The following is a 16,616-nucleotide window of genomic DNA, read 5'->3' as shown; positions in this document are numbered from 1 at the left end:
CATGCTCCTCAGCTTACTTGTTTCAGCTTGGCTTTTTTGTGTTCCAGATAGTTCAAAAACCCTCGCGGAGGTAGAAGTACGCGTGCTTGAACAAAACAGAACCCGACTTTCAAGTCCGGATGCTTTCGGTTTACTTCAAGCAAAAGATATTCACGCCATCCAAAGCAACAGCTTTAGCAGCTCCCTTAACGCACAAAGTGGTGTTAGACTAGAAGAGCGAAGCCCAGGAAGCTACCGCATTGCCATCCGAGGGAGTTCGTTACGCGCTCCATTTGGTGTCCGTAATGTTAAAGTGTATTGGAATCAAATCCCCTTCACAGATGCTGGGAATAATACCTATTTGGCGGTATTGGAACCCGACATGATGGACCAAATCATCCTAACCAAAGGACCCAGCGGAGGATTGTACGGAGCAGGAACGGGCGGAAGCATTTTATTCAACGGGCCGCTAGGACCCAATAAAATCGAGCACCAGGAAATTGGAAACTCATTAGGTGGTTACAAGCAAATATGGGATATCCAACATTCCGGCCACCGGGTCTACGCATCTTTCTGGCAACAGCCTGGCGCGCGCGATTGGTCGGCGATGAAAAAACAAATGCTAAGCCACGAATACCACCAGAATTTTGGCATTAATGGTACCCTCCAATTAACCTCATATTATGCTGATGTTGCCTACCAAACGCCAGGTGGCCTCACAATGGCGCAATTCAAGGCAAATCCATTTCAAGCTAGACCGGCAGCAGGGGCATTTTTTAGTGCTGCTGATCAGCAAGCAACCTTCCGATTGAAATCATTTGGTACGGGCATCTATATTGCCAACTCCTGGAATGGGAACTGGGGATACAACCTAGCCAATTCCGTTCAAGTCAATAAAGTGGAAAATCCTACCATCCGAAATTATGAAATTCGCCATGAACCGAATGTCAGCAGTCGGGGAGTAATCCATTATAAGCAGAACAAAAATGCCGTGGATTTCGGTTATGAATTCCAAATCGGTCAATTCGATAGCCAAACCTTTGGTAACCGAAAAGGGATCAAAGACACTTTGCAAGTCACACAAAACACCAACATTCAAAGTGGCAACATCTTTGCCCAGTGGGATTATCAAATCAACTCAAACTGGAATTCGACCGTTTCGTTGAGCGCCAATGGCTATTGGACGCAATACATCGGGAATGAGCAAAACCTTACACCACGTTTCGCCATCGTTCGAAAATTAGGAACTCACCAACGAATCATCGCTAAACTCGCATCAGGCTATTCTCCGCCTAGTATAGCAGAAATGCGCCCGTCGACAGGCATCATCAATACGAATCTAAAGTCGGAGAAAGGATGGAATAAAGAGATCACGTGGCGCGGAAAATATACAGTTTTCGACTGGGATATCAGTGCTTACCAATTCGATTTAGATGAAACGATTGTGATCCGTCGGGCAGCTGATGGCTCCGATTACTTTGTGAATGCGGGGAAAACGACCCAACAAGGAATTGAAATCAATTATGCTTTGCGCTTAGGTAAAAGCGTCAATATTCGAAATTCTGAATCCATACAAAATTTCCGCTTTTCGGATTATGTATCAGGCACGAAAAACTATTCTGGAAATCGCTTGACAGGCACAAGTCCTTTCCAACATGCGAGTCTTGTGCAATGGGAAATGCATCCCCGTTTGACATGGAATGCCCAGTTTTTATTTACGGACTTCATGTACCTGAACGATGCGAATACGGAAATGCTACCGGCCTCGCGGGTTTGGAACAGTAAAATTACCTACCAACAAAAACACTGGGGAATTTGGTTGACAGCGGAAAATATCTTTGATGAACTATATGTTTCGGGACCTGATTTGAATGCCACGGGAAACCGCTTTTACAATGCATCACCCGGTCGCTATTTTCAAGCAGGCCTAAAAATCACGCTTAATTAGGTCGGGTAAAATTCAATTTTTCCATTAATTCCGCAGCATGCGAATCACTCACCGGGATATCAAAAGTCCCAATTTTGATCCGTTGTTGTTTGATCGATTCAATCTTTCGCAGATTGACTATAAACGATTTATGCACGCGCATAAAGCCATGCGGCATGACTTTGGCCTCCAACGATTTCATCGTCGTCTTCGTTAATACAGGTCGGCGCTCGCCATCCAAATAGATCTTCACATAATCCTTCAAGCCTTCGATGTGCGAGATTTGTGGGATGGAAATGCGAACCAAAGAATATTCAACATTGACGAAAAAGAAATCTTCCAAAGCTTCTTGTGGCGCAGCGGCCGTAGCTACAGCCGGTTTCTGTAATTTGAATAGTTGATATGCCTTATTAGCCGCCAACGAAAAACGTTCCAAACTCACAGGCTTCATCAGATAATCCACGGCGTCCAATTGGTAACTCTCCACCGCATAATTATCATAAGCCGTCACGAAGATGACCAACGGTTTTTTAGCTAAGGTTTGAATGAATTGCGTACCCAACATGCCGGGCATTTGAATATCCAGAAAAATCAAATCGATCGAATTCGATTGCAATTGTTCCATGGCCTCAAAGGCATTTTTGCAAGAGGCGACCAAATTCAAAAATGGAATTTGGCGAACATTTTCTTCGAGTAATTTACGACCCATATTTTCGTCGTCCACGACGATGCAATTCATCTTTTCCATCTGATTAATGTTGTTGTAAAGTCATTTGTAAATCCACTTCAAAAACTTCCTCTGTATCACGAATCGTCAAACGATGTTCGTTGGGGTATAATAAATCCAATCGGCGCAAGACATTTTTCAAGCCAATGCCCGAACTCTCATCTTTGACATCATCTTTCATTTTCCCTTTTTTGTTCTTGACCTGAAAAATTAGTTTTCCATGATCAATCGAGAATACTACTTGTATATAAGGATCCTGAACAAAGGAGACACCATGTTTCACGGCATTTTCCACAAAAGGAATGAGCAGCATCGGTTCTATCCGACAGCCCCTCACAGTGCCGTTAACTTCGAAATCGATCGTAACATCCCCTTCAAAACGCATGCGCTGGAGGTCCACATAATTACGTAAATACTCCAATTCCCGATCCAAGGAAACCATACTTTGGTCCGAATCATACAACATATAGCGCATCAAAGAAGACAAGCGAATCGTCACATCTTCCGCTTGTTTATCGGCCTTTGTTCGAATCAAATACACAATGCTATTTAGAATATTGAAGATAAAATGTGGGCTGATTTGCGAACGCAAAAAAGAAAGCTCCGACTTCAATTGTTCATTGCTACGCTCCTCTTTTTCGGCTTCGAAATTGATAAATTCAAGTAACAAGCCATAAGTTGAAGCAATACCTGTAATCATGACAAGTGGAAAAATACCCTGAGGATCAAAAAAACCTTTATGCCGATCAAAAGGCAGAAAATACAAATGGTATAAGGTTTGAATCCCAAAAAACAACGTGATAATTCCCAGTAAACTCGCTAAAAAAGTCAGTACACCCAAACGTTTGAAAACATGGGGAACTAGTACCAGAGTAATAATATAGAATAGGGGAACTACCGTTAAAAGCTCAAGCCAAATATGCTCTGAAAACTCCGGATTAACATGTTCATGCGGATGTTCATTTTCATGCGTTTGGTGAACTGGACTCAACAAAGGCAATCCTATCCACAATCCCCAAAGAATCAGGTTAAATAAGACCTTGAAGGTTAATTTCGTTTTGGGAAGATTCCAAGCGCGCCACATAAGCTTTCATTTTGCCCTACAAAGCTAGGCATTCAAGCCGAAATAGAAAATACAAATGACCAGCCCAACAATCTTGTCGACTAGCGAACGGATCTTGCAGATTTAATTATGTGCAGGCATTCGTCAACAAAATCAGTTAACATATCGAATCTCTTCTTAAGGCTAAAAAAAATAATATAGCTTGCAGAGCAATTAAATAAACCCAAATACATGAACTATTCAATCCGCCTAATCGCATGCAGTTTAGCCTTGTTCGCATCAACACAACTAAACGCCCAACAAACTGTTCTGATTAAACAAGACAGTACAAAAAAAATCCAAACCCTTTTCCAAGGTAAAATCAATTCATTCGGACTGTCCGTTTCACCCACCTTTCAGTTTGGCCCCATGGGCCCACAAGCGGGGATGGCTTTGGCTTTACACCTGAATAACAAATGGGAAATCGGGGGATCATTTACCCGTAGCCTGCGAGGTAATCGCGATGATTTTGCGACAGCCCCACAATTAGGCCAACAGTTTCATGCGCTTTCGATCGCATATACGGCGAAGGCAAACAAGTTGATTCACTTAAGTTTTCCTTTGTTAATTGGCGCCATTACTTCTGAGCGCGACATCCAGCCAATCGGAATCATGAATCCTAATACGCAACCAAATCCGATTATTGGTGGACATGGCGGAATTCGTGATGGCGGCATGTTTTGGGATGGCCCTAAATCATTGGGAATCCAACCCGGTGTACAAGTCGAGCTAAATGTATTGAAGCACTTACGCGTCTTTACTGGAGCCAATTACCGCTTCGCGGTAGGTGAAAATAGCACCGATGCCATGCGCGGATTTGTAGGTACAGTAGGACTTAAAGTAGGCTTGTTCGACCGAAGCCTTCGCACAAAGAAAAAGTAATATAAATTGATCTACATAAAAAAGGCTGCCCCAGTAGGAGCAGCCTTTTATTTTGATGTCTAGTCTGATTAAAAATTTCGTTCGCCTGCTTCGCGTTTACCTAATAAAACGGCACCCACCATGGCTACAAAGAACAAAATGGAAACTAACTCAAAAGGTAATAGGTACTCCGAATAAAGCACCTTGCCTAGGTTTTCCACCATACCCGTTTGAGAAGTAAAATTCGCTGTATTTTCAGCCGTAGGCGCTGGCAAAGAATTCTTGTGGAACGCAGCCACTAAAATCACTAATAATGTCCCAGCAACAACAGAACCCGCCAATTTCACCAATGAGCTTTTCGATTCCGGCATATTCTTACGCAAATCCAACATCATGATTACGAAAAGGAATAATACCATGATTGCCCCCGCGTAAACGATGATATTCACGGCCATCAAAAACTGTGCATTCAATAACACATAATGCCCTGAAATACAGAAGAATGTAAACACCAAATACAAGACGCTGTGAATGGGATTCTTCGCAAAAACGACCATCAGTGCACTCAATAGTGTCAAGGCTGACAGAAAATACCAAATATTTGTAATCTCCATAATATGATTATTTCCAACCGTCACGCAAATAGCGTTGGTCCATGTTTTCTACTAATTTATCTTTCCCGTAAATCACTTCATCGCGTGTGTTGAATACAGGTACCATTTTGTCATGACGCAAGAAGATAGCTTCTTTCGGACAAGCTTCTTCACATAAGCCACAGAAGATGCAACGCAACATATTGATTTCATACACTTTCGCATATTTCTCTTCACGGTACAAATGCTCCTCCCCTTTCTTACGCTCATCAGCTACCATCGAAATCGCCTCCGCTGGACAAGCCACCGCACATAAACCACATGCTGTACAACGCTCAGCGCCTTGCTCATCCTTTTTCAAAATGTGGTGACCGCGGTAAATCGGACCTAAGTAACGCTGTTGCTCCGGGTAACGAATCGTCACAGGTTTGGAGAAAAAGTGCTTTAAAGTCGTTGCCATGCCTCCCACAATTGCAGGAAGATACATGCGCTCAGCCAAGGTCATTTCACCTTGCTCTAACACCTTTGTTTTATTACTTAACTTCATATGCCTAAGCTATTTTTTTCTTTCTTGATAGGGCATCATTCACGATTAAACCCACAAACAAAATAACAATACCACCTAATCCCGCAAGAATCGGTTGGTCAATTAATATACCAAATCCCGTTACTACTACATTGAACATCGACAATGGAATCAACCCTGTCCAACCCAATCCCATCAATTGGTCATAACGGAAACGAGGCAAAGTCCAACGTACCCACATGAACACAAAGACAAATAATAAGGCCTTCCCGATCAATGCACCCATTCCAATAAAGGCAGCTGCATTAGCACCCAACTGAGCCGCTACAAATGAATATCCTGGGTAATCATAACCACCGAAAAACAAGGTTGCCATCACCGCTCCTGAAATAAACATGTTGATATATTCCGCGAACAGATAAAAGCCCAACTTCATCGAAGAATATTCCGTGTGGTATCCTCCAATCAATTCCGTCTCACACTCAGGCAAGTCGAAAGGCGTACGATTACATTCCGCAAACGCACAAATCAAGAAGATCACAAAGCCAATCGGTTGTTGTAAGATATTCCAGTGACCGGCTTGTTGGGTTTCAACAATCGCCTTTGTCGACAAAGAGCCTGAAAGCATCAAAATCGCGATAATCGACATACCCATCGCTAACTCATACGAGATGTTTTGTGATGCCGCACGAATGGCTCCTAACAAAGAATACTTATTATTCGATGCCCATCCACCCACTAAAATTCCATAAACCCCTAAAGATACAATTCCAAAAACCCAAAGAATACCGATGTTCACATCGATACCTTGAAGGTCAAAAGTCACACCACCAATCGTCACCGTATCTCCAAAAGGAACTACTGCCGAAGTCATTAAGGCAGTTAGCATCGATAAACATGGACCTGCGATAAACAACCATTTATTTGAATTTGCGGGGATAAAATCTTCCTTCATGAACATCTTAACCGCATCCGCTAAAGGTTGCAAAATACCGAAAGGACCTGCACGATCTGGACCAATACGGTCTTGCATGAAAGCGGCAATCTTCCGCTCAAAATACGTTGAATATGCCGCTACACCCAAGGTAATCGCAAATACGATTCCGATGAAAATAGCTTTGGCCGTAAATACATCATTCATTAATTCCATATCCTATTTCTTTGCAGGTAAACTAGCTTGATTCGTTAAAAAACTACGATCACGATCGTCATCAATTTGTTTGAAATCCCTTGCCGCTTGTGCAATTGGGAAGGCAGGACGAATTAAACCCGCTCCATATTTATTCGCTGAAATCACAGAATGACGCGAAACATTCGTTGGCCCTTCAATCGTCCAATCACTCGTTTTCTTACGATCAAAACGGCATGTATTGCAGATAAACTCTTTCAATTCACCCCACTCATTCTTACGACCTGTTACACGAATCACCTCGTCGCCACGGTACCATAACGTCACATTACCCGAACATTTGTCGCATGAGCAATGTGCATCCATTGGCTTCGAGAACCAAACACGGCTCTTGAATCGATACGTCTTATCTGTCAATGCTCCTACTGGACATACATCAATCACGTTTCCAGAAAAATCATTATCAATCGCTTTCTCGATATATGTACTAATTTCCGCATGATCTCCACGATGCATGACACCATGCACCCGACCATCTGTGATTTGATCCGCCGTGTAAACACAACGGTAGCACAAGATGCAACGGTTCATGTTCAACTTGATGTTATCGCCTAAATCAACCGGCTCAAATGTATTCCGATCTTCCACCGTGCGGGTAGATGAAACACCATGCTCGAATGAAAAATCTTGCAAATGACATTCGCCAGCTTGATCACAAACTGGGCAATCCAACGGATGATTCAACAACAAAAATTCGACTATGCCCTTGCGCGTTTCTAATACTTGCTCGTTCACCGTATTCTCTACAATCATCCCATCTTGAACGGCGGTGATACAGGCAGGAACTAATTTGGGCATGGGACGTGGATCTTTTTCAGAACCCGCAGTCACTTTAACCAAACAAGCCCGGCATTTACCACCAGAACCCTTCAAAGGCTCATAATAACACATCGCAGGAGGCGCCACCTCAGGACCGATCATACGTGCGGCCTGCATAATGGTGGTTCCCGGTTCTACTTCCAGGGTGATGTTGTCAATCGTTACTTTCATAATCTATCATCTAGCGGGTTAATCCCGGTTATTTGCTATGTAATTGAGACCATCGGTCCATAAATAACGCTGCCGAATATTGCACAGCACGCGCTTGTAAGTTTTGCTGATAATCAGCCAATCGTTCAGGACTTAATTGCAATAGTGAACTAATTTTATCCACCAAAACAGCTACATCCCAAGTTTCTACCAATAGTTCATCCAATCCATGGAGAAAATCATTCACTCCTCCACTCGCCCGTACTCCTACAATCGGCTTTCCTACATGTGCCGCTTCCAACATCACCAAAGGAAATGGATCCTCTCGTGACGAAAGAAAAAACACGTCCATCGCCTCAAAATACGGCCGACTATCCGAACAAACAGGCAATAAATGCACTTGTTTCTTCGTATCCCAAATCGCCGTGCTGGCTATTAAGTTGTCGGAATATTCATTATCCAACATCCCTAACCAAATAAAATGCACCTTTGGCATCTTACCAATCAATTTCTTCGCTACTTCCAAAAACACGTCAGGCGCTTTTCGCCATTCCGCTAATCCGCAACTAAACACAATAGGCGAATCAGCCGGAATACCTAAAGCTGCGCGAACCGGGTCATGCGTATTTTGAGTGGCCTCAGGCAATGCAATGATAGGTGGCAATAAATCAATTTTCGTTGCATCTACCCCAACCTCTTTCTCCAATACCGTTTTAACCAAGCCCGAAACCGCGTAAACACGTCTTGCCTTCGTAGCCATAAACTTCCGATCTTCTTCAGAAGTAAAATTCGAAATCGAATAACTCAATTCATGCACATACACCTCGAAAGGTACATGTAAAGAAACCAACTCACGCAACAAGGAAACAGACGAAACCGTATTTCCAATGATGCAATCAAAAGCCTCCGCACGCAAAGCATTTACAATGCCAGCGACTTTACGTTTGCTAGGTGTACGATCCCATTCCTCAGCTTGGCGAATAACGGGTATCCGTTGCTTCACTTTAAACCAAAGAGGTCTCTCGGTACGCCAAACCCACACTTTGGCCACTTTTTTATATTCCTCCAATAAACTTCCGCCGTCCACGAGCAACAAATAATTCGTCAAGCCCTGCGCCTTTCGTTCCTTTAACCAATGTAAAAGAACCAGCTGAGCGCCTGCACGATTTGCGTCATGTCCAACAAATAGCTTCTTGCTTTCTACCATTTATAATGTCCAACTAGCCCCCGGACGCATGTAAACAGCGCCTGGTTTTGTTGCCTCTTCGGGATGTGTTACATGCCATTCAAACTCATCACGGAAATGACGAATCGCCGCAGCAACTGGCCAAGAAGCCGCATCACCCAATGGACAAATCGTATTTCCTTCAATCTTCTTCGCCACATCAACTAATAAATCGATGTCCTCCATCCGACCTTTTCCTGTCTCAATACGTTTAATGACCTTATCCATCCATCCCGTACCTTCTCTACATGGCGAACATTGTCCACAAGATTCATGGTGATAAAAACGCGCAAATGTCAAAGTATTGTGGACGATACAAGTTGTCTCATCCATCACGATAAAACCACCTGAACCTAACATCGTTCCCGTCGCAAATCCTCCTTCCGAAAGTGACTCATACGTCATTAAACGTTTTTCTCCCGCTTCCGTTGTCAATATATTTTCCGCTGATAAAATCGGCACAGAAGAACCTCCTGCCACCACAGCTTTTAATTTATGTCCATCACGAATGCCTCCACAATATTCATCCGAGTAAATAAACTCTTCTACCGTAATTCCCAAAGGAATCTCATATACACCCGGCTTCTTAATATGTCCAGATGCCGAAATCAGTTTCGTCCCTGTACTTCTTCCAACACCAATGGCCGCATAGGCATCACCCCCATTGTTGACAATCCAAGATGTCGCCGAAATCGACTCCACATTGTTGACCACCGTAGGACTTTGCCACAAACCTTTCACCGCTGGAAAAGGAGGTTTATTACGTGGATTTCCACGTTTCCCTTCCAAGGATTCCAACAAAGCTGTTTCTTCTCCACAGATATATGCACCTCCACCCGGCTGTACAAAAAGATCTAAATCATAGCCAGACCCTAAAATATTTTTTCCTAATAAACCTTTGTCGTAAGCTTCTTGAATCGCTTTTTCAAGGATATTGATCACATACATCAACTCCCCACGCACATAGATATAAGAGGTATTCGCACCCAAAGCAAAGCTGGAAACAATCATACCCTCGATCAAGGTATGAGGCGTTTTCCACATCAAATAGTGATCCTTGAACGTTCCTGGTTCCGACTCATCCGCATTACAAACCAAATAACGAGGCACCCCCTCAGGCTTAGCCAAAAACGACCACTTCATACCCACTGGGAAACCTGCACCTCCACGACCACGTAAACCCGACTTCTTCACTTCTTCCGTCACCTCATCCGGCGTCATCGTTTTGATCGCTTTCTCCACCGCCTTGTAACCTCCGTTTTTCATGAAAACGTCGATGGTCTCAATTCCTGGTACGTCAATATGTTGCGTTAATATCTTCATCCTCGGCTTATTTGCTTAATTCGTCAATAATTTGATCAACTTTCTCATTCGTCAAATGCATGTAATACTTCTCACGAATTTGGAATACAGGACCCCAACCGCAAGCCGCTAAACATTCAACTTCTTTGATCGTAAATTTACCATCCTTCGTTGTCTCTCCCGTTTGGATCCCCAAACGCTTCTTCAAGTGATCGTAAACTTCTACACCACCCATTAAACAACAAGGACCTGTCCGACAATACTCAATCACATGCTCTCCCACAGGCTCCAAATGGAACATCGTGTAAAAAGTGGCTACTTCATATACCTCAATTGGACTGATTGAAAGCAAAGAAGCCACATAATCCATAACCTCAGGCGAACACCATTTCCACTCAGCTTGCGCTAAATGAAGAATTGGCAATAAGGCCGACTTCTGTTTTCCTTCCGGATAACGGGCAATGATTTTTTTAACTAAGTCCAGCGTTTCTGCTGGGAAAACAATGTTGCTCATGTCTTAAGTATCTAACTCTCCTGCAATTACGTTCATTGATGACATCGTTACGATTGCATCAGATAAGCTCGTCCCCTTGATCATCTCAGGGAAGGCTTGATAATATATATAGCCTGGTCGGCGGAATTTCAAACGATATGGCGTCCGACCACCATCAGAAACCAAATAGAATCCTAATTCACCATTACCACCCTCAACCGAATGGTAAACTTCACCTACTGGAGCATCAATTTCACCCATCACAATTTTAAAGTGATAGATTAACGCTTCCATATTGTGGTATACATCTTGTTTCTTGGGCAAATAATAATGTGGCGCATCAGCATGATAAGGCCCTTCTGGAAGATTATCAATTGCTTGCTGGATAATGCGTAAACTTTGCCACATCTCCTCTTCACGCACTAAGAAACGATCATAGGTATCACCCTTCGTTCCTACTGGCACATCAAATTCAAAATCTTCATATGAAGAATACGGATTCATCGCACGAACATCATAATCAACCCCTGCAGCACGTAAATTCGGACCTGTAAATCCATAATTCAAAGCACGCTCAGCGGAAATACCACCCACATTTTGTGTCCGATCCATGAAAATACGATTCCGCATCACCATGCCTTCAAATTCCTTCAAAGCCGCTGGTAACTCTTTCAACAATTTATGAATCTTCTCGATGGCAACTGGCGTAAAATCACGTTCCATACCACCAAAACGACCCATATTGGTTGTCAAACGCGCACCGCACATTTCTTCATAAATCTCGTAGATAAACTCGCGCCATTGGTACACATACAAGAAACCTGTCAAGGCTCCCGTGTCCACAGCCAAAATTGAATTACATACAATGTGATCCGTTAAACGAGCTAGCTCCATCATAATCACACGCATGTATTGCGCGCGCTTGGGAACTTCAATACCTAATAATTTCTCCACCGTCATGTGCCAGCCCATGTTATTAATAGGCGCTGAACAATAGTTCATCCGGTCAGTTAAGGTCGTGATTTGGTAAAAAGGACGACGCTCCGCAATTTTCTCAAACGCACGGTGGATATACCCCACAGTTTGTTCGGCATCCACGATCGTTTCCCCGTCCATCGTTAAGATGTTTTGGAAGATACCATGTGTGGCTGGGTGCGTAGGACCTAAATTAAGCGTGGATAGCTCATTTACATAAGGACCGCCCTTTTGCGTCTTATCTAAACCTACATTAGGGTTATTTACTAAGGCTACTTCTGACATGCTTTGTCGCTTTTATCGTCCAAATAATTCATCAATTTTATCATGACGCGTTGCATCCTCTAAAGGATATTCTTTACGCATCGGGTGGTAATCCATCTCGTCCATATTCAAGATACGAGTCAAGTTAGGATGACCATCAAACAAGATTCCGTAAAAATCAAATGCCTCACGCTCCATCCAGTTGGCCGCAGCATATAAACCTGTGATCGTTGGGAAATGCGGTGCATCAATCGGCGCATAGGCCTTAATCATCAAACGCACATTGTTTTCCAAACTGTGCACATGATAAATGACACCTAATTCTTGCCCTTTGGCATCTGGAAAATGAATACCTGCCAAATCAGTTAAAAACTGAAACTTAAATTCAGGATGCGCATACAAAAAGTGTAACATCGGAACGATGTTGTCCACTCCCGTTGTAAACTGCAAAATACCATGCGACTCGGTCACCCCATACACGGCATCCGCACCAAACTGCGCTTGCAATGCATCTGTTATTTGTTGATTCTCCATTTTTGTTATTCTATACCGTAAGATGCCAACAAAGCCTTGTATTCCGGCTCGTTTCTACGGCGTGTCGATTCGTTTTTAGCCAATTCCTGGATTTGCATGAAGCCATCCAAAATTTGCTCAGGACGTGGTGGGCAACCCGGCACATAAACATCTACAGGAATAATCCGATCAATGCCTTGCAAAACCGAATAGGTATCAAAAATACCGCCTGAACAAGCACAAGCTCCTACAGACAATACCCAACGTGGCTCAGCCATTTGAAGATATACTTGTTTTACAACAGGTGCCATTTTTTTGGAAATTGTACCCATTACCATCAATACGTCGGCCTGACGAGCAGAAAAACTCAAACGCTCCGCACCAAACCGGCCAATATCGTAATGCGATGCCATCGTCGACATAAACTCAATCCCGCAACAAGATGTCGCAAATGGCAAAGGCCAAAGCGAATTCGCGCGCGCTAGTCCGACTAAATTATCTAAACTCGTTGCAAAAAAACCTGCTCCCTCTACTCCTGGAGGTGCTTCAGCAACTTGAACCGTTGAATTACTCATATCTTATCTATCTCTTGAATACATAAACATTGGCTAAGCCAATATGTTTATTTTTCCCACTTTAAAATTCCTTTTTTGATTACGTAGACGAAACCGGCCAACAATAAACCCATGAATACGAGCATATCATAAAAACCATTCCATGACAATTCGCGGAAATTAACCGCCCAAGGGTACATAAATACGATTTCAATATCAAAAAGCACGAATAAAATCGCAACTAAGAAATACTTAACTGAAATAGGCGTACGCGCGTCTCCTATGGATTCAATCCCACACTCAAAGGTATCATCCTTCTTGGCCGAATGGCGCTTAGGACCCAAGGCATGTGTCGCAAACATCGTTGCGAAAATAAAGGCTAATGCTGCCAAGAGCTGAACGAATATCGGCAGAAAATCTTGAGGTTGATAGTTCATGACAAAGGCTTAAAAAATGAAGCCGCAATTTACTGCATAAAATCTAAAATTTCAGATTTTTAACGAAAAAATCACAGGCATTTTGCCGCCTATTTCTTGAAACAAGTATTTTTTGAAGGAGGTACAAAAAATTCAAAAAAATCCTGTAATTTTGTCCGGCAAATAAGAGTAGTTCTTACACTCCATCAAATTATTTGCCATGCTCGATTCCAACAAATTTCTTTTTGAGGCCTTAACATACGACGACGTATTGTTATTACCTGCTTATTCAGAGGTTTTACCTCGTGAGGTTAGGACACAATCTCGCCTAACACGCAACATCACGTTAAATATTCCAATCGTTTCTGCAGCGATGGATACGGTGACAGAGGCCGACTTAGCTATTGCCCTAGCCCAAGAAGGTGGAATTGGAATCATTCACAAGAACATGACGATCGACCAGCAAGCCGCGCAGGTTCGCAAGGTAAAGCGTTCGGAGTCAGGAATGATTATTGACCCCGTTACATTAAAAGACAACCAAACCTTAGGTGATGCACAACGCATCATGAAGGAATTCAAAATCGGAGGCATTCCGGTGATTGATGACAAAGGTCATTTGGTCGGGATTTTAACCAACCGTGATTTGCGTTTCCAAAAGCAAACGGCACGCCCTGTGGCTGAAATCATGACCAAAGACAATTTGATCACGGCCAAAGAAGGTATCAGCATGGAGGAGGCTGAGAGCATTTTGCAAGAATATAAAATCGAGAAATTGCCTATCATTGATAAAAACGGCAAATTAATCGGTTTGATTACCTATAAAGATATTTTAAAGCGCAAGTCGCATCCTTTGGCATCGAAAGATTCTTTAGGCCGACTACGCGTAGGTGCTGCCGTGGGTGTTACGCCTGATTTATTGGATCGCGTGCAAGCATTAGTGAATGTAGGTGTAGATGTCATCAGCATCGATACAGCACACGGACATTCCAAAGGAGTTATAGACGCATTGAAGTCGGTAAAGAAATCCTTCCCTACCCTAGACGTCATTGTAGGAAACATCGCAACTGGCGAAGCAGCCGTAGCCTTAGCAGAAGCGGGAGCGGATGCCGTAAAAGTAGGTGTTGGTCCGGGAAGTATTTGCACAACACGTATCATCGCAGGTGTGGGTATGCCTCAATTGACTGCAGTTTACGAAGCTGCCAAAGCTTTACAAAAATATGACGTTCCTGTCATCGCAGATGGAGGTATTCGTTATTCAGGTGATGTGGCGAAAGCTATCGCTGGGGGCGCAAGCACAGTTATGATGGGTTCGTTGCTAGCAGGAACTGACGAGGCTCCAGGAGAAATGATTATTTTGGAAGGACGTAAATTCAAATCCTACCGTGGAATGGGTTCATTGGAGGCAATGGAAGATGGATCGAAAGACCGTTATTTCCAAGATGCGGAAGATGATATCAAAAAATTAGTCCCAGAAGGAATTGTAGGCCGCGTACCGTTCAAAGGTTCTGTAACTGAAATTCTATACCAAATGGTTGGCGGATTAAAAGCCGGTATGGGATATTGCGGAGCTTCTTCGATCGAAGCGATGCAACAAGCGAAATTCGTTAAAATCACTTCAGCAGGTGTGAAAGAAAGTCACCCACATGATGTGAGCATCTCGAAAGAAGCGCCGAACTATTCAGCGAAATAAGTTTATTGAATGAAATTAAAAAGGCCTCGTTGATCGCGAGGCCTTTTTTTATGCTTGATAATTCTGAATCGTATCCACGAAGCATTGAACTTTGTCGGGATGAATATCCGGATAAACCCCATGCCCTAAATTCGCGATATAACGTTGTGTCCCAAAGGCTTTCAACATCGCTTTGGTTTCCGCTTCAACGGTTTTAAAATCTCCGTAAAGCGCACAAGGATCTAAATTCCCTTGCAAGGTTTTATTGGGGCCAACTAATTTTCGTGATTCAGCGATATCCATGTTCCAGTCCAGACCAATGGTTGCACAATTTAATTGAGCCATTTCTTCTCGAGCGAAGAAAGCACCTTTGGCAAAAAGGGTCACAGGTACCTCTTGAATGGCATCACAAATCTGTTTTAAATAAGGTGTAGAAAAAGCACTGTATTGCACTGGAGATAAAATCCCTGCCCAAGAATCAAAAATCTGCAATAAATTCGCACCCGCTGCAACCTGTGCTTTCAGATAGGCAATGGTTGAATCGGTGATTTTCTGCAATAAAGCATGAGCCAATTCTGGCTCTGCGTAGAGCATTTTTTTGGCTTGAGAGAAGGTTTTAGAACCCTTTCCTTCCACCATGTAACAAAAAATAGTGAAGGGAGCACCGGCAAAACCGATCAAAGGAACACGACCTGCGAGTTCTTTTTTGACAATTTTGATGGCATCTAAGACATATTTCAAATCCTCTTCCGGATTCGCGTCACGTATTTTCGCTAAATCAGCTTTTGATCGAATGACATCTGGAAAAACAGGACCTTTTTGCTCTTCCATTAAGTAGGGTAAACCCATCGCTTCAGGAACAACCAAAATATCTGAGAAAATAATTGCTGCATCTACGCCAAAACGATCAACCGGCTGGATCGTAACCTCCGCCGCCATCTCGGGATTGGTCGCTAAACCAATAAATGATCCTGCTTTCGCACGCACTTCACGGTATTCAGGTAAAATCCTGCCCGCTTGTCGCATCACCCAAACAGGTACACGTTCCACGGGTAATCCTTGCGCAGCACGAAGGATGAGGTCGTTTTGTAGTTTTTCCATATCGAACACAAAGGTAAAAGAAAATAGTCCGAAGGGAAAGAGTCCGAAGGAAAATAGTCCGAAGGAAAAGAGTCCGGAGGGAAATAGTCCGAAGGGAAATAGTCCGGAGTCCGAAGGGGGGGTAAGTCCGAAGGGAAATAGTCCGAAGGGGGGAGTACGTAGAAAAGCAGTTCGAGGTGGCGTAGTCTTTGATGCCCAGAGGATTATAAGTTTACTGATGCAATATAACTG

General features: G+C 43.2%; 17 protein-coding genes. 3 read left to right on the top strand and 14 right to left on the bottom strand.

From position 1 onward, the window contains the following. Position 1 precedes the first annotated feature (1 nt). On the top strand, positions 2–1,927 hold the full coding sequence (locus V7S75_RS09855) for a TonB-dependent receptor domain-containing protein (RefSeq protein ID WP_459513525.1): 1,926 nt from the start codon (positions 2–4) through the stop codon (positions 1,925–1,927). Here V7S75_RS09855 and V7S75_RS09850 read toward each other — a convergent pair. Beyond that, a complete protein-coding gene (locus V7S75_RS09850) occupies positions 1,920–2,654 on the bottom strand; it encodes a LytR/AlgR family response regulator transcription factor (protein ID WP_459513523.1) in 735 nt (244 codons plus the stop codon). The genes V7S75_RS09855 and V7S75_RS09850 overlap by 8 nt on opposite strands. A 4-nt stretch (positions 2,655–2,658) precedes the next feature. Continuing rightward, positions 2,659–3,717 carry a sensor histidine kinase gene (locus tag V7S75_RS09845; protein WP_459513522.1) on the bottom strand — a complete coding sequence of 353 codons (1,059 nt, stop codon included), beginning with the start codon at positions 3,715–3,717 and terminating at the stop codon, positions 2,659–2,661. Between the two features lie 210 nt (positions 3,718–3,927). Between V7S75_RS09845 and V7S75_RS09840 the strand changes: the two genes are divergently transcribed. Then, complete coding sequence (locus V7S75_RS09840; protein ID WP_459513520.1) at positions 3,928–4,617, top strand: hypothetical protein; 690 nt, start codon at positions 3,928–3,930, stop codon at positions 4,615–4,617. A gap of 68 nt (positions 4,618–4,685) precedes the next feature. Here the strand turns inward: V7S75_RS09840 and V7S75_RS09835 are convergent, their stop codons facing one another. The 11 genes from V7S75_RS09835 to V7S75_RS09785 are packed head-to-tail and all read right to left on the bottom strand — an operon-like array spanning position 4,686 to position 13,636. Further along, complete coding sequence (locus tag V7S75_RS09835; protein WP_459513518.1) at positions 4,686–5,210, bottom strand: NADH-quinone oxidoreductase subunit J family protein; 525 nt, start codon at positions 5,208–5,210, stop codon at positions 4,686–4,688. 7 nt (positions 5,211–5,217) lie between these two features. Next, positions 5,218–5,736 (bottom strand): NuoI/complex I 23 kDa subunit family protein, encoded by a 519-nt coding sequence (locus V7S75_RS09830; protein WP_459513516.1) that lies wholly within the window; start codon positions 5,734–5,736, stop codon positions 5,218–5,220. Positions 5,737–5,740: 4 nt separating this feature from the next. After that, positions 5,741–6,865 carry an NADH-quinone oxidoreductase subunit NuoH gene (gene nuoH, locus V7S75_RS09825; protein ID WP_459513514.1) on the bottom strand — a complete coding sequence of 375 codons (1,125 nt, stop codon included), beginning with the start codon at positions 6,863–6,865 and terminating at the stop codon, positions 5,741–5,743. Between the two features lie 3 nt (positions 6,866–6,868). After that, positions 6,869–7,894, bottom strand: coding sequence for an NADH-quinone oxidoreductase subunit G (locus V7S75_RS09820; RefSeq protein ID WP_459513513.1), 1,026 nt, complete (start codon positions 7,892–7,894; stop codon positions 6,869–6,871). Between the two features lie 28 nt (positions 7,895–7,922). Next, positions 7,923–9,080 (bottom strand): glycosyltransferase, encoded by a 1,158-nt coding sequence (locus V7S75_RS09815; RefSeq protein ID WP_459513512.1) that lies wholly within the window; start codon positions 9,078–9,080, stop codon positions 7,923–7,925. Next, positions 9,081–10,421, bottom strand: a complete 1,341-nt coding sequence (gene nuoF, locus V7S75_RS09810; protein ID WP_459513510.1) for an NADH-quinone oxidoreductase subunit NuoF — start codon at positions 10,419–10,421, stop codon at positions 9,081–9,083. Positions 10,422–10,428: 7 nt separating this feature from the next. Further along, positions 10,429–10,914, bottom strand: coding sequence for an NADH-quinone oxidoreductase subunit NuoE family protein (locus V7S75_RS09805; protein WP_459513509.1), 486 nt, complete (start codon positions 10,912–10,914; stop codon positions 10,429–10,431). A 3-nt stretch (positions 10,915–10,917) separates the two neighbouring features. After that, positions 10,918–12,153, bottom strand: a complete 1,236-nt coding sequence (locus V7S75_RS09800) for an NADH-quinone oxidoreductase subunit D (RefSeq protein WP_459513507.1) — start codon at positions 12,151–12,153, stop codon at positions 10,918–10,920. A 12-nt stretch (positions 12,154–12,165) separates the two neighbouring features. Beyond that, positions 12,166–12,666: an NADH-quinone oxidoreductase subunit C gene (locus V7S75_RS09795; RefSeq protein ID WP_459513506.1), complete on the bottom strand. Its 501-nt coding sequence runs from the start codon at positions 12,664–12,666 to the stop codon at positions 12,166–12,168. A gap of 5 nt (positions 12,667–12,671) precedes the next feature. Further along, the gene (locus tag V7S75_RS09790; RefSeq protein ID WP_377976904.1) at positions 12,672–13,220 is read right to left on the bottom strand and encodes an NADH-quinone oxidoreductase subunit B; all 549 of its coding nucleotides are present in this window, start codon (positions 13,218–13,220) and stop codon (positions 12,672–12,674) included. A gap of 47 nt (positions 13,221–13,267) precedes the next feature. Further along, positions 13,268–13,636, bottom strand: coding sequence for an NADH-quinone oxidoreductase subunit A (locus V7S75_RS09785; RefSeq protein ID WP_377976903.1), 369 nt, complete (start codon positions 13,634–13,636; stop codon positions 13,268–13,270). Between the two features lie 199 nt (positions 13,637–13,835). On the opposite strand from V7S75_RS09785, the gene guaB reads away from it, so the two are divergent. Continuing rightward, positions 13,836–15,305, top strand: a complete 1,470-nt coding sequence (guaB, locus tag V7S75_RS09780; RefSeq protein WP_459513504.1) for an IMP dehydrogenase — start codon at positions 13,836–13,838, stop codon at positions 15,303–15,305. 48 nt (positions 15,306–15,353) lie between these two features. Here the strand turns inward: guaB and hemE are convergent, their stop codons facing one another. Then, positions 15,354–16,385 (bottom strand): uroporphyrinogen decarboxylase, encoded by a 1,032-nt coding sequence (gene hemE / locus V7S75_RS09775; protein WP_459513503.1) that lies wholly within the window; start codon positions 16,383–16,385, stop codon positions 15,354–15,356. Between the last annotated feature and the right edge of the window lie 231 nt (positions 16,386–16,616).

This window comes from Aquirufa sp. TARAVU-A1A (assembly GCF_054558675.1).
This window is presented reverse-complemented; position numbering and strand designations above follow the sequence as displayed.